Consider the following 13,778-nt stretch of genomic DNA (forward strand, 5'->3'; position numbering starts at 1 on the left):
AGCCTAATTCAAATCATTGATCGGTTCCTTTTAAAGGGCGGGTGTGCTGCGGCCTTCGCTCTTGTATTTCTTGATCAGCACCTTCAATCGCTCGACGACTTCGGGATGTTGATCTTGTAAATTGGTGGTTTCCCCGGGGTCGACTTCGAGGTTGTAGAGTTGGACGTTTGGCAGATCCTTCCATAACTCCTTCTCCTTCTGGCGGGGGCTGGACCATCCGCCGGAATGTGGGGCGGCAATGAATTTCCACTTGCCTTGACGGATGGCGAACGTGCCGTCGATGGAATGGTGGACGGTGGCTTCTCGCACCGGTTTTTTCGCTGTCCCCAGGAGGTTGGGTAGCATGCTGGTAGAATCTTCGCCAGCGTTGGTGGGAAGCTTGGTGCCGGCGATCTCGGCGCAGGTGGCCATGAGGTCGGTCAGGCATGTGGTGTCGGCGCAAACCGACCCGGCCTTCACCTTGGCCGGCCAGCGGACAATGAAGGGCACGCGGTGGCCGCCTTCGAAGATGTCGGCCTTGGAGCCCCGGTAGATGTGGCTGGGGTTGTGCCCCTGCGTGAGCAGCTCTTCAAAGTCGGCCTGCGGCGAGCATCCGTTATCGCTGGTGACGATGATCAGCGTGTTGTCGGATACCCCGGCCTTTTCAACGGCTTTCATCACTTGGCCGATGCAGTTGTCAGTCATCAGGGTGAAGTCGGCATAGATGCTGTCGATGCCGCTCTTCCCCACGAATTCCTTTGTGGGCAAAACCGGGGTGTGCGGCGAGGGCAGAGGGAGGTAGAGGAAAAACGGCGCATCGGTTTTTGCCTGCTCCTCGACATACTTGACTGCGCGGCGGGTAAAGTTGGGCAGCACGTCCCAATGGTCGAAGTCGGGAGAGGTAGGGCCTTTGCGCCACCAGCCGTTTTTCGATTCTTCCCGCGTGACCACCGTGTCCTTTTCGGGAATGGCAGTGGGCATGCCGTTTTCAACATAGACGTAAGGCGGCATGTCGAGCGAGCCGCAGTGGCCGTAGGAATAGATGAATCCATTTTCCTTGGGGCCGTTTTTGACCGGCTTGGAATAATCGACGGGCGGATTAGTCTCGTAGCTAATGGAGCGGACGTCGAATCCTTTGGGCAGGCTCCAGTCCCACCCCATGTGCCACTTGCCAATAAAGGCGGTATGGTAGCCTTGGTCTTTGAGCAGGGAGGCGACCGTTGTGCGGCCTTCCTCGATCAGGTGCTTCGAGTAGCCCTTTAGCACGCTTCGCTTGAGGCGCGAGCGCCAGCAGTAGCGACCCGTCAGCACGCCGTAGCGGGTGGGCGTGCAGACCGCGGAGCCGGAGTGGGCGTCGGTGAAGACCATGCCTTCGTGGCCAAGGCGATCCATGTACGGCGTGGAAATCTTTCCGTCGGGGTTGCAGATGCCGACGTCACCATAGCCGAGGTCGTCGCAGAGGATGTAGATAATGTTGGGGTTGGAGGCGCTGGCAAGGGTTGTTGCCGCAAGGGCGATGCAGGCTAGTACAGTTCTATGGTTCATCGTTGTCTCCTATTTCCTGGGTATGAGGATGAGCGGCTCTTCGTAGTGCTTGAAATGGTATTTGCCGTTCGCACCGGGCGAGACCGTGGCAGTCTGCTCTTCGATTTCCACGCGGATCACATCAATCAACTGTCCTTTCTTGACCGGTGCCATGTCGACGGCAAAGCTGTTTTCTCCGGTGTCTATCCAGAGGTTCAATGCCGCGTCGCCCACCAGCGATGCCTTCAAGGGTTTGCTCTGCAAGCCCGTCACTTCGATACGTCCGTTGGCGGGTCTGTTCATGACGTGGAGATAGAGTGTGTTGTCGCGCGTAGTGATGGTTCCCCAGTGGAAGTCCCAGTTGAAGGGGGAGGCCTTGGTGCCATGGAACGCTTCTCCATTGCGCCGCATCCACTTGCCAAGGCTTTCCAGGCCATGGATCTCTTCGTCGGTCCATTCCCCGTCCGGGCGGGGCCCCACGTTGAGAATCATGTTGGCACCGCGCGCCGCGGTGAGGACGAACATGTCGAGCAGCATCTTGGGGGATTTCCAGTTTTCGTCGTTGCGGTCATAGCCCCAGTTCAGCCGTATGGTCATGCAGGTTTCGGCATAGCCCTTGAGGCTGCGGGGCGGAATCCGGCGGTCGCCCAGGCTCAGGTAGTCGCCAAGGATGTCGCCGTTGGCTTTGCCGATGCGTCCGGCCACGATGCAGTCCGGCGCATGTTGACGCACAATCTCGACATAGTCGCGATTCTGGGGTTCGTCTTTACCAAGGTCGAACCAGAGGATTTCGATTTCCGGATATTTAGTCAACAGCTCGGTCAGTTGTCTCTTGGTGAAGTCAATGTATTCCGGCGAGGCCTTGGGCATCTTGCTGCGGGTTTCCCAGGTCGTTGGCCGGCGTTTCCAGTCGATGCGGTGGGAATAGTAGACCCCAAATCGCAGTCCCTGTTTTTTGCATTCCTGCGCAAGCTCCTTGATGGGATCGCGCGTAAACGGGGTGGCGTCGATGATGTCGTATTCCGTGTGCTCCGAGCCGTACATGCTGAATCCGTCATGGTGCTTGGCGGTGATGACCATATACTTCATTCCCGCTCCAAGCGCGTGGGACACCCATTTTGCGGCATCGAACTCAACGGGGTTGAACTGCGGGGCAAGGGCGCTCCCATATGTTTCCGCGTCAAGGTTCGCCTGGAGCATCACCCACTCAGCACTGGCTTTCCCATGTTCCTTCCCGTGGTCGACACCCTGCCACTCGCCCCCGGCGACGGCGTAGAGTCCCCAGTGGATGAAGAGTCCGAAGCGGGCGTCGTCCCACCACTGCATGCGGGCGTGGTAGGCATCTTCGCTTTCGGCATTTTCCGCTACCCGTTGCGAGGCTCTCATGGGGCCGTGGCCGGTAACTTTTCCGCAGGCACCTGACGACCAGGCCAATGCCAGGCCTAGGATGAGGTGTTTGTTCATCATGCTCGATTCTCCATTATTCATTCCAATCTATATTCGAAACCATGATCCGGAAGAACCGGTGGCTTTCCGGCAGGGTGCCCTCGAAATAGTGGATGGTTGATCCGGTTCCGGGTTTGGACACAAATTCGGAATCGCCGACATCGCTCCATGGCCCGGCGGGCGACTCCGCCGATTGCACGGTGTAGCAGCGCCCGGCAAGGGAGTTCCATGAAATGCTAAGGCCTGCAACGGAAGCTGTATCGGCGATTTTAAAGATGCTCGCGGAGTCGGCCGGGTCGGTGCCGGCAATCCATTCCTTCCAGGCAGGTTCGCCGTCGCCGTCGCGGTCGGCGAGGTCGAACAGCTCGAAGTCGGCGGCGGTCCAGCCGGTGGTGTCGTGGTGCTCTTCCAACCAGGCGCGCGGCGTGCCGCTGCTGGTGGATAGGCCGGCGGGGGCGTCGCCTTCAACCTGGATATAGTCGATGTCGAACGAGCCGGCACCGCTGTCGAGCAAGATTCGCTCGATGGAGCCAACGCGCTTGGCCAAGCCGCCGATCTTGTTTTGCATAAAGAGGGCGTCGCCCATGGCGAGGTTTCCGTCGATCCAGAGGCTGTAGACCTGCTTGACGACGTTTGCTTCGATGCGGATCGTGCACCAGGTGTTGGACGTGTAGTTTTTGAAGTCGGCTGCGTTGTCCGAACGGTAGTAGTAGCGGAGCTTCCCGTTCGCTGCGAAGCCGACCTTGCAAGCGTCGCGGCCGTTGCCGTCGAAGAGTTGGATGTAGAAGCTGTTGGAGACCTGGTTCGGTTTTACCCGGAACTCGCACGCCACGCTGCCTGCCTGGGGTGCGAAGGTCGCTTCCACTACGCTTCCGGTGACGGACGTGTTGTTGAAAAGCACGGCCAGCGGCTGGCTTTCGGAGCCCTCGTAGAGTTCGCCGGGCATCAGGCCGCGGCCGATGGCGCCGCCTTGGTGGAAGTTTTTGATGTCGCGGTAGCCGGGGCGGATTCCGGAATCGTCCTTGGTGGTTTGGCTCTGCCCGCCGTTGTCGATTTGCACGACGTAGACGCCGGACTTGGTGCGGATGTCGTGCGACTCGCAGTTCATGAACACGTTGTCTTGGAGGGTGTAGTTTTCGGTGTTGTCGTCGAGGTGTGCGCCGTTGACCGTGCGGGAGGGGCCTGTTGCCCACCAGTTCACGGTGTTCATGTTGTAGATCCAGTTTTTGTAGATGATGCCGCCGCTGGAGTCGCTCTTGGTATGGATGCCGCCGCTGTCGCGGCACCACACCGCCGCGTCGTGGATGCGGTTGTATGAGATGTTGGGCGCCTTGAGGGCGGTTGCCGCGGACTCGGCTCCCCATCCGATGTTTATTCCAAGTCCGCCGGTGTAGGCAATTTCGTTGTGGACGATTTGGATCGAATCCGGCCAGAAGGCGAACATGGCTCCGCCGCCGGAATAGATGGCGCCCATGTGGAAGAAATAGTTGGAGTCGAAGGTGTCGTTCTTGCTGAGGTTGTTGGGGTTTTGGGTCTTGCTCCTGGCTTCGTCGATGTCGTATCCGATGGCGGTGTCGGCGATCTCGGAAAACACATTTCCGACGATCATGTTGTCCTGGGTTCCGGTGTCGAAGTTGATCCCGTTGCCGCCCATCTGGCGGAAGATGCAGCGCTCGATCCGCACGTTGCGGATTTTCTTGAAGTAGAGCGCCGCCGGATTGATCGTGTCTTTGTCTGCGGGGGTGATGTGCAGTCCCGCCTGCCGCTGCACCATGCCTTCGGTTTGCGGAGCGTTCCATGAGCTATGCTGGAAGGTAAGCCCGAACAGGGTCGTGTTGGTGGTCTTCACCATGGAAAGCAGCCGTTCGGTTTTTGGCGCCACGGCCTGCATTACGGAAAGATCTTCGCCGGGGCGGGGCATGTAGTACACGGTGTCGGCATCCACATCGAGGAACCATTCGCCGGGGGTGTCGAGGAACGAGAAGTGGTTTTCGAAGTAGAACGACGGCTTGCCGCTGATGGAGCTTGAAGGCTTGTCCTGAACGTCGAAATGGTTGGTGCGGTCGGGCTCCATCGGCGTCACATTGGCATAGGTGCCGCTGGTGCTGATGCTGGCGATCCGGACGCGCGAAAGGGTGAAGGAACGGGCCAGCACCAACTGGACGCGGCTCAGGTTGGACAGGTTGCGGACGCCGTCCACATAGGCGTGTTCAATCTGGATCTTGTCGGTCGTGTTGTTGTTGGCCTCGATTCGGTTTTCCTGCCCGGCTTCGGGATAGCGGGCGCGCTGGGCCGGCTTGTTGTTGACGTAGAGCTGGATGAATTCAAAGCCGCCGACACCGGCCTGCCAGATGCCGTTGCTCAGCGGCGTCCATCCGATGATGGGTTCGCCGCCTTCGAGCACCGGGGCTTCGTTGGGATAGTTGCGGTAGACCACGTTGAAATAGTTGGTTCCGGAATCGCGCTCGTCGAATTCGATGGTTTGCTCGATCGGATAGGTGCCGCCGCGAAGGTAGACAACGATGTCGTTGGTCATGGCGCCGTTGATCAGCCGCACGGCGTCGCGCGCCGCTTCGATGGTACGGAAGGGCGCGGCTTCGGTGCCGGGATTGGCGTCGTCGCCGACGGCAGGATCAATGAAGAATTCCGCCTGCGGGTTGTAGGGCCCTGGTATGATGAGATACCCTTCGCGGTCGAGGGCGATCTCGCCGCTGCCGTTGAGGGTGATGCCTTCCAGTTGCTCTTCCGTCAGTCCGTTTTCATCGGTGCCGAACCGGATGGAGTCGCTGCTTTCGGTAAAGTTGGCAATGGCCAAGTTGGGCGCAGTCCACGCCGTGCCGGAAAGGTTGGGGAAGGAGAGCTGGCTTGAACTCATGTTTTGGAAATCAATGATGACGGAGCCGTTGACTTCCAACGATTGGAAACCGCCGTCACATCCGCCGGTCTCCAAGATCGTTCCATCATTGAAAACCAGAGGCGAGTTGGCGTCGATTGCATTGTTGGTTGCCAGCCGGAGGGTTCCCGCATCGATGGTCGTGGCGCCTTGCCATCCATTTTCGCCGCCAAGGATCAATAGGCCCTCTCCGGTTTTCCGGATGCTGGCGGTAGTGGTGCCGGCGCCTGATTTAATGTCGACGGTGCGCAAGGGGCCGACATCGATGGTGAGGTTTATATTGGATGCCAAGCCGAACCAGCCGGTGTCGATCGTCAGGTCGCCGCTGCCGGTAATGTTCCATCGGGGATCCGCGGCGTGGCCGGATTGCTGCATGAATGCGCCTTCTCCAGCCAAGACCAGGTTTCGCGAAGCCGCCTCCATTTGGATTGAATCATGCGAACCTTCCGTATTGTGGGCCAGGCTCAAGGTTGCGTTGGAGTCCACCGAAACCGCGACATCCTGCCCTGGATCCACAACCCGAAGCTCGGCGATGAAAGCATCTGCTGTGACCGTTGGTTGAAAGTTGTTCGACGCGAAGCTGGACTGGAAGGCCGCAACCTCGTTGCTGCCCGCAACGGTGTTGCCTGCCCAGTTTGCGGCGGTGAACCATAGGGGGTCGGCATCGCCCTGCCAGCTGCGCTCTGTGCCGGTCGGGGTGCTTGCTTCGGCAATCAGATAGCCGCTGCTGTTGAGGCTGGCGTTGGTTGCGCCGTTCAAGGAGATTGCCGCCAGCTGGGCGGCGGCCAGTCCATTGCCGTCGGTGCCGAACCGGATAAGGTCGCTCCCCTCGGTGAAGTTGGTGATGGCCAGGCTTGCGTTGGTCCAGAGGATGCCCGAGGAGTCGGAAAAAGAGAGCTGGCTTGTGCCAAGGTTTTCGAAATCGAAGGTCGTCGCGCCCGCGATTTCCAGCGTGGAGAAATCGCCGCCATAGCCGCCCGTCTTGAGGGAGGTTCCATGGTTGAAAGCCATGGGAGAGAGCGAAGAAACGGGCTGGTCCACTGCTAGCTGGAGGGTGCCTTTTTCGATAACGGTTTCACCGGCCCATTCGTTCGCTGCCCTGAGGATCAAGAGGCCGTCGCCGGTTTTTGTGACGCTCTTGGTTGTTGGGATCACTCCGCACCGCAGATCGATGGTGTTGCTGTCCGCATCGGCGTGAAGGATCATGTGGGGATCGAACCGGATGCTTGCGGAATCGACGATCAAGGTGCTGTTCGAACCCGTGACTTTCCACATTACGGTGTTTGAGGAAGTGCCGGGATTAATGTCGTTGTCCTGCCATAGCTGTCCGCCGTTGCCGAGCCAGAGCCGTTTCCCGCTTTGTTGGAGAATGCCGATGCCTTCGAGCGAGCGGATGCGGAATTGCCACTGGGTTCCGCCGCTCATTGTGATGTTTTTGGAGAGGTTTGCGCTGGCCTTGACCTGTTCGACCAAGAAGCTTTTGTTCATGTGCGGCTGCTTGTTGCCGGTGAAATATTTATTGAACACCATAACGTCGCCCGCTCCGGGCGGCTGGCCGGTGGTCCAGTTTGCAACCTGGGTCATGTTGCCGTTGATCTGGTTGCCCTTCCATGAACGGTAGGCTCCGTAGGCTGCTGGTTCCGCAAGCAGGAATGCTATCAGGGCCAAGCCTAGCCATCTCATGGTGTATTTCATAGTCGATTACTCGGTAGGTGAAGCCACAATCCGGAAGAAGCGGTGGTTGTCGGGCAGGGTGCCTTCGAAATAGTGAATGGTCGAGCCGGTACCCGGCTTGTTGACATATGCGGCATCGGCAACATTGTTCCACGGACCGTCCGGGTTTTCGGCGGATTGCACCGTGTAGTAACGCCCGGCAACGGAGTTCCAGGAAAGGCTGAGTCCCGAATTTGCCGCTGTGTCGGAGATCTTGAAAATGCTGCCGCTGTTGTTGGGGTCGGTGCCGGCGGTCCACTCTTCCCAGCCTTTCTTCCCATCGCCATCAACGTCGGCGAAGTCGAACAATTCAAAGTCGGCGGCAGTCCATCCGGAGGTGTCATGATGCGTGTCGAGCCAGCTCCGGGGCGTGCCCTGTTCCGTGGAGAGGCCGTAGGGGGCGTCGCCTTCGACCCGAATGTAATCGATGTCGAAATGTCCGGTGCCGTAGCTGTTGTACAGATTGACGGCATCAATCGATTCAACGCGTTCGGCAAGGTTTCCGGTGCGCTGGTCGTTCATGAAAAGGGCGTCGCCCATGGCGAGGTTGCCGTTGACCCAGACGCTGTAGAGCTGTTGTTCCACATCGGCCTCGACCCGGATCGTGTACCAGGTGTCGGTGGAATAGCCTCCCAGGTTTTCGTAGTTGTCGGTGCGGTAGTAGTAGCGGAGCAGGGCGCTTGCACTAAAGCCAACTTGGCAGGCTTCGCGGTCTTCGGCATCGCGGAAGGAGAAGAAAAGGTTGTTGCCGGTCTGCCCCGGCTTGACCCGAAACTCGCAGGAAACCCGCTCGCTTTGCGGAATGAAGGATTTGGATATATCAACGCCGACGTCGCCGCTGTTGCCATCGTCCATGCGCAGGCTGCGGTTTCCGCCGCCAGGAACATCGCTGATGCTTGCGGTGCAGCCGGAGGCCGTTGCTACGGAATATCCGGCCGGTGCGGCGCCCGTGGCCTCGCTGTCGAAGAGATCCTCGAAAAGGAGGGAGAGCGGGGCGGATGGTGCGCCAGTGTAGAGTTCGCCGGGCATCAGGTCGCGGCCGATGGCGCCGCCTTGGTGGAAGTTTTTGATGTCGCGGTAGCCCATGCGCAGCCCCGATTCGTCCTTGGTGGCCTGGCTCTGCCCGCCGTTGTTGAGCATGGTGATGTCGTTGACGCCCTCTTTCGTGCGGATGTCGTAGGACTCGCAGTTCATGAAGACATTGTCCTGGATGGTGTAGTTTTCGGTGTTGTCGTCGAGGTGGATGCCGTTGATGGTGCGGCTTGGGCCGGTCTTCCACCAGTCCACGGTGTTGACGTTGTAGATCCAGTTTTTGTAGATGACGCCGCCGCTGGAGTCGCTCTTGGTGTGGATGGCGCCGCTGTCGCGGCACCATACGGCGGCATCGTGGATGCGGTTGTAGGCCACGTAGGGCGCCTGGAAGCAGGTGGTTGCGTGGGTGGCGCCCCAGCCGAGGTTGAGGCCCAGCCCGCCGGTATAGGCGATTTCGTTGTGGACGATGCTGATCGAGTCCGGCCAGAAGGTGAACATGGCGCCGCCGCCATAGTAGATGTTGCCCATGTGGAAGAAATAGTTGGAGTCGAAGGTGTCGTCGAGGCTGAGATCCGCTCCGCTTTGGCCGCGCTTGTTGTCGATGTCGTAGACGATGCCGGTGTCGGCGATTTCTGAAAACACATTGCCGACCATCACGTTGTCGCGGGTGCCGACATCGAAGTTGACGGCATTGACGCCCATTTGGCGGAAGATGCAGCGTTCGACGCGCACGTCGTTTATTCGCTTGAAGTAGACGGCCGAGGGGTTGACGGTGAATTTGCTGGCTAGCGTGATGCGCATGCCGGCCTGCCGCTGGGCCATGCCCTCGGTCGCCGGGGCGTTCCAGGCGCTGTGCTGGAAGGTGAGGCCGAAGAGGGTGATGTTTTCCGCATTCTCGATGGAGAGCAGCCGTTCGGTGGCCGGGGCAATCGCTTCCATTACGGAAAGGTCTTCGCCGGGGCGCGGCATGTAGTAGACGGTGCCGGTGTCGACATCGAGGAACCACTCGCCGGGGGTGTCGAGGAAGGAGAAGTGGTTTTCGTAGTAGAACGAGGGCGATCCGTCGAGCGGGCCGTCGGCGTTGAAGAAGTTGGTGCGCTCGGGCTCCATGGGGATCACCTTGTCGAAGGTGGCGTATTCCTCGATGGAGTCGATGCGCAGGCGGGCGAGGGTGAAGGAACGGCCGATAACCATCTGGACGCGGTTGAGGTTCGACCAGTTGCTGATTTGCCCCTTGTTGATTTTGACCTTCTTGTTGATTTTGTCGTTATTGAGGATTTCGTTTTCCTGTCCAGACTCCGGGAAGCGGGCGCGCTGGGCCAGCCTGTTGTTGACATAGAGCTGGAGAAATTCGAAATCGCCGACGCCGGCCTGCCAGATTCCGTTGCTGAGCGGCGTCCATCCAGTGATTGGAACTCCGCCTTCGAGAATCGGCGCTTCGTTGGGATAGTTGCGGTAGATGATGTTGAACCCGTTGGTGCCGGAGTCGCGTTCGTCCAGTTCGATGGTTTGTTCAACCGCATAGGTGCCACCGCGCAGGTAGACGACAATATCCTTGGTCATGGCGCCGTTAATCAGACGCACGGCATCGCGCGCCTGTTCAATGGTGCGGAAGGGTTCGGTCTCGGTGCCCGGATGGGTCTCGTCCCCGAGGGCGGGGTCGATGTAGTATTCCTGAATGGGCTCGGGCTGTTCCACCACAAGATAACCGTCGGCGTCGAGGGTGAGCTGGTCGGTGCCGAAGCGGATGGAATCGGTGCCCTGTGTAAAGTTGGTGATGGTCAGGGTCGGGAGCGACCAGGTTTCGGCGGAGCTATCCAAGAAGGCCAGTTGGGAGGTGCCGGCGTTGCCGAAGTCGAGGGTGGCCGGGCCGTTGACTTCCAGTGTGGAAAAAGTGCCGCCATGTCCGCCGGTTTCAAGGATCGAACCGGCATTGAGGATGAGTGCGGAGGAGGCATCCAGCGGTTGGTGGGTCGCGAACCGGAGCGTGCCGGCATCGACGGTGGTCTTACCCTGCCATTGGTTTTGTCCGCTCAGAATGAGCCGGCCGGCGCCGGTTTTTCGGACACTGGCCAAGGTGGGATTGCAGGCGGTATTGATGCCGACGGTTCGTTCTGCTCCCGTGTTGATGGTGAGGGCAACGTTGTTGGAAATGCTGAACTGCGCGGGGCTGATGGTCAGGTCGCCCGCTCCGGTAATGTTCCAAAGGGGATCGGCATATTCACCGCAACCTTGTGCCAGGTGCCCTTGTCCCAGAATAGTGAGGGCCCGGGTTGCGGATGCCATCTCGATGGCGTGGTGGTTGCCTTCGGTGTTGTGGCCGATGTTGAACAGGGTGTTGGAGACGATTGTGAGAACGACATCCTTTTCAGGAGCGAGCACCCGTAGCTCATCCACGCCGGTGCCTGCATGGATCGTCGGCTGTGCGTTCGGTGCCGAAAAGGGGGTGTCGAACAGCGCAACGGCATTGTCGGGGGGCACCGCGTTGCTGATCCAGTTCGAGGCGGTCTCCCATGCATGGCCCGAATCGCCGTCCCAGTGGTATTCGCCGACCGTTGCAAAGTCCGGGGCGAAGGCAAGGTAGCCGCTGGAGAGCAGGGCGAGGTTGGAGCTGCCGTTGAGGGTGATGCCCGCCAATTGGGCGGGCGAAAGTCCGCCGGCGGTAGTGCCGAAACGGATGGAGTCGGTGCCGGGCGTGAAGTTGGTAATGATCAGGTTCGGTGTAGTCCAGGCAATGCTGGAAGAGTCGGCGAATGCGAGATGGCTTGCGCCGGTGCTTTCAAAATCGAAGACTACGTGGCTGTTGACCGCCAGGGTGGAAAACTGGCCGTCGTGCCCGCCGGGTTCGAGCACGGCATTGTTGTTGAAGACCACGGGGGAGGAGCTGGAGACGGCCTGGTTGGTGCCGAATTCCAGCGTGCCGTTTGAAATGGTGGTTGGCCCGCTCCATTGATTCTGCCCGTGCAGGATCAGCCGGCCGGAGCCGGTCTTCTTGATGCCGGCGGTGGTGGGGGATACGGCGGGGACAATGTTGACGGTGCGCGCCGAGCCGGCACTGATGGTGAGGGTCTGGCTTTCGATCTCCAGTGCGGCGGTTTCAATGGTTAGATCGCCAATGGGCTGCCCGCTGGTAATCAGCCAGGTCGAATCGCCATTGGCGTTGCGCTGGACGAAAGTGCCGTCGCCGATGATGGTCAGGTTTTTCCGCGCGGCGTTCATGGAGATGGATCGTCCATCCAGTCCCGTGTTGTTGTCCACGCTGAGCGAGGTTCCGGCGGGAATGGTGATGGTCACGTCTTTGGCGGGCTGGATGATTCGAATTTCGTCGATGATGTCGGCGGCGGTCACGGTCGGTTGACTGTTTCCTGAAGTGAAATCGGTGGTGAAAATGGCCACGACATCTTCGCTTGGCACCCCCACCGACCAGTTCGATCCGGTGAACCAATTGGCACTGGTGTCGCCCTGCCATTTGGTGGTCGAAATCGTGACGGCATGCGCACCGGAGCAAGCAAACGCAAGGAGCAGGGTTGGGAGGAACAACGCATGGTTGCACACGCTCCTCGCCCAGTGGATAAGGGAGTTTCTAGTCATAAAGAATACCATCCGGTTCCAGCGGTTTTGTATGGACTGGATATTTGTAGCAACATGGCCAAGCTAACGAAAAGGGGCAGGGCATGTCTTGTAGAAATTAAGCACGCTGGTGTACGCGGATCATGAACAAAAAAAGCCCCGGCGGGTGGGCCGGGGCTGCGAAAGAGTGCTAAACGAACTAGATCATGAAACGGCGGCGGATGAAGAGCATGCCCAGGCCGCTGAAGAGGGCCAGACCGACGCTGGCCGGTTCCGGGATCAGGTAGCCTTGGCTGTCGAGGGCGATGCCTTCCGATGAGCCGTTGATCGTGATACCGGCCAGTTGGGTTTCCGACAATCCATTGCCATCGATGCCGAACTGAATCGAATCGCCTGCGGTGTAGTTGATGATATCCAGCGTGGTTCCCCAGGCGACGGCTGAGCTGTCATCGAAGGAGAGAACACTTGATCCCAGTCCACCTAAATCAAAGGTCACGGTACCGTTGACTTCGAGGGTGTTGAAGTCGCCGCCGAAACCGCCGGTTACCAGTGTGGTTCCGTCGTTGAAGGCCATGGCTGAAGCACTGTTGACGGCCTGTGCCGCACCCAATTGTAACGTTCCGCCTTCGACGGTCACGGTGCCGTCAATGGCCATCGCTGCACCGTAAATCAAGGTGCCGGCGCCTGTCTTTCTGACATCCCGGGTGCCACCAGCCATAGCGGTTCTGATATCAATAACTCCGGCCCCTGTGACTTCCATGTTCATATCCTGATCCAGTAATACTGAACCGCTCTCGATGATAAGATCACCGGCGCCGGTGGCTGACCATGTCACTTCAGACACAGTGCCTCCGCCGTTGTCGGCGTGAACGGCGTTGTCCTGCCAGAATTCTCCACCGATATTAAGCCAATAATCGTAAGCGCTGTCTTGTTGGAGGCCGACGCTACTAACCGAGCGAACACGCAGGCTGTTGGCGGCACTGCCGGTCATTTTGACGTTTTTCGGCAGGTTGCTCGCTACCTTGATCTTCTCAACAAGGAAGTTGGCATTCATGTTCGGTGCACCGCTACCAGTAGAGCTTGAATTGAATTGCATAATGTCGCCCGACCCCGGTTTGACACCCACCCAGTTCCCGTCACGGGACATAAGTCTATTGTTGACGCTATCGGTACCCTTCCAGGACCTGGTGGTACCGTAAACGGCCGATTGTACGGCCAGAATCGCCACCAGGGCCAATCCCATCATTCCCATTGTTTTTTTCATGTTCTTTTTCTCCTGTTCTCTCTTTTCCCGTTGCTCGTTGGATGACTCCAGCGGACGTAGTTCAATACACAGTTATCTGCTTTATTGAGGGTATAAGCTAACAGGTGGGGGAGGGAGCGTCTTGTAGTATAAAAGCATGCTGGTGTACATTTTTGCGAATTGCGTCCAGCCCTTGGAAAATGCGTGTAGGCCATGTCCCCGGCATGGCGGGCGTCCGCAAAGCCCATGCGCAGAGCCCGTCCGCCGATCTGGATCACAACCTATCAGAAGGTGGAGGGTGGCATCTTGTGCTGGTGTATGTAGATACGTTCGTTAAACAGGACGGGCTGTAGCGCGTGAGGCGCGTGGGGCACAAAA

6 protein-coding genes are annotated in these 13,778 nt (G+C 58.9%); 1 reads left to right on the plus strand and 5 read right to left on the minus strand.

Annotation, left to right across the window (positions count from 1 at the left end; genetic code table 11):
* Positions 1-30: 30 nt before the first annotated feature.
* The 5 genes from E9954_RS04340 to E9954_RS04360 all read right to left on the minus strand — a co-directional run bounded on the left by E9954_RS04340 (position 31) and on the right by E9954_RS04360 (position 13,421).
* Positions 31-1,524, minus strand: coding sequence for a sulfatase family protein (locus E9954_RS04340; RefSeq protein ID WP_136078000.1), 1,494 nt, complete (start codon positions 1,522-1,524; stop codon positions 31-33).
* A 9-nt stretch (positions 1,525-1,533) separates the two neighbouring features.
* Entirely contained in the window at positions 1,534-2,970 is a 1,437-nt protein-coding gene (locus tag E9954_RS04345; protein ID WP_168441956.1) for an alpha-L-fucosidase, read from the minus strand.
* A 13-nt stretch (positions 2,971-2,983) separates the two neighbouring features.
* On the minus strand, positions 2,984-7,525 hold the full coding sequence (locus tag E9954_RS04350) for an autotransporter-associated beta strand repeat-containing protein (protein ID WP_168441957.1): 4,542 nt from the start codon (positions 7,523-7,525) through the stop codon (positions 2,984-2,986).
* An 18-nt stretch (positions 7,526-7,543) separates the two neighbouring features.
* Positions 7,544-12,178, minus strand: coding sequence for an autotransporter-associated beta strand repeat-containing protein (locus E9954_RS04355; protein WP_168441958.1), 4,635 nt, complete (start codon positions 12,176-12,178; stop codon positions 7,544-7,546).
* 178 nt (positions 12,179-12,356) lie between these two features.
* A complete protein-coding gene (locus E9954_RS04360; protein ID WP_136078004.1) occupies positions 12,357-13,421 on the minus strand; it encodes a hypothetical protein in 1,065 nt (354 codons plus the stop codon).
* A 179-nt stretch (positions 13,422-13,600) separates the two neighbouring features.
* Here E9954_RS04360 and E9954_RS32290 point away from each other — a divergent pair, with 179 nt between their 5' ends.
* Positions 13,601-13,753 (plus strand): hypothetical protein, encoded by a 153-nt coding sequence (locus E9954_RS32290; RefSeq protein ID WP_168441959.1) that lies wholly within the window; start codon positions 13,601-13,603, stop codon positions 13,751-13,753.
* Positions 13,754-13,778: the final 25 nt, after the last annotated feature.

It is taken from the genome of Pontiella desulfatans, assembly GCF_900890425.1.
Taxonomy (GTDB): domain Bacteria; phylum Verrucomicrobiota; class Kiritimatiellia; order Kiritimatiellales; family Pontiellaceae; genus Pontiella; species Pontiella desulfatans.

Coding starts and splice junctions, on each gene's coding strand:
- E9954_RS04340 (WP_136078000.1), bottom strand. CDS start 1,524: ATGAACCATAGAACTGTACTAGCCTGCATCGCCCTTGCGGCAACAACC.
- E9954_RS04345 (WP_168441956.1), bottom strand. CDS start 2,970: ATGATGAACAAACACCTCATCCTAGGCCTGGCATTGGCCTGGTCGTCA.
- E9954_RS04350 (WP_168441957.1), bottom strand. CDS start 7,525: ATGAGATGGCTAGGCTTGGCCCTGATAGCATTCCTGCTTGCGGAACCA.
- E9954_RS04355 (WP_168441958.1), bottom strand. CDS start 12,178: ATGACTAGAAACTCCCTTATCCACTGGGCGAGGAGCGTGTGCAACCAT.
- E9954_RS04360 (WP_136078004.1), bottom strand. CDS start 13,421: ATGAAAAAAACAATGGGAATGATGGGATTGGCCCTGGTGGCGATTCTG.
- E9954_RS32290 (WP_168441959.1), top strand. CDS start 13,601: ATGCGTGTAGGCCATGTCCCCGGCATGGCGGGCGTCCGCAAAGCCCAT.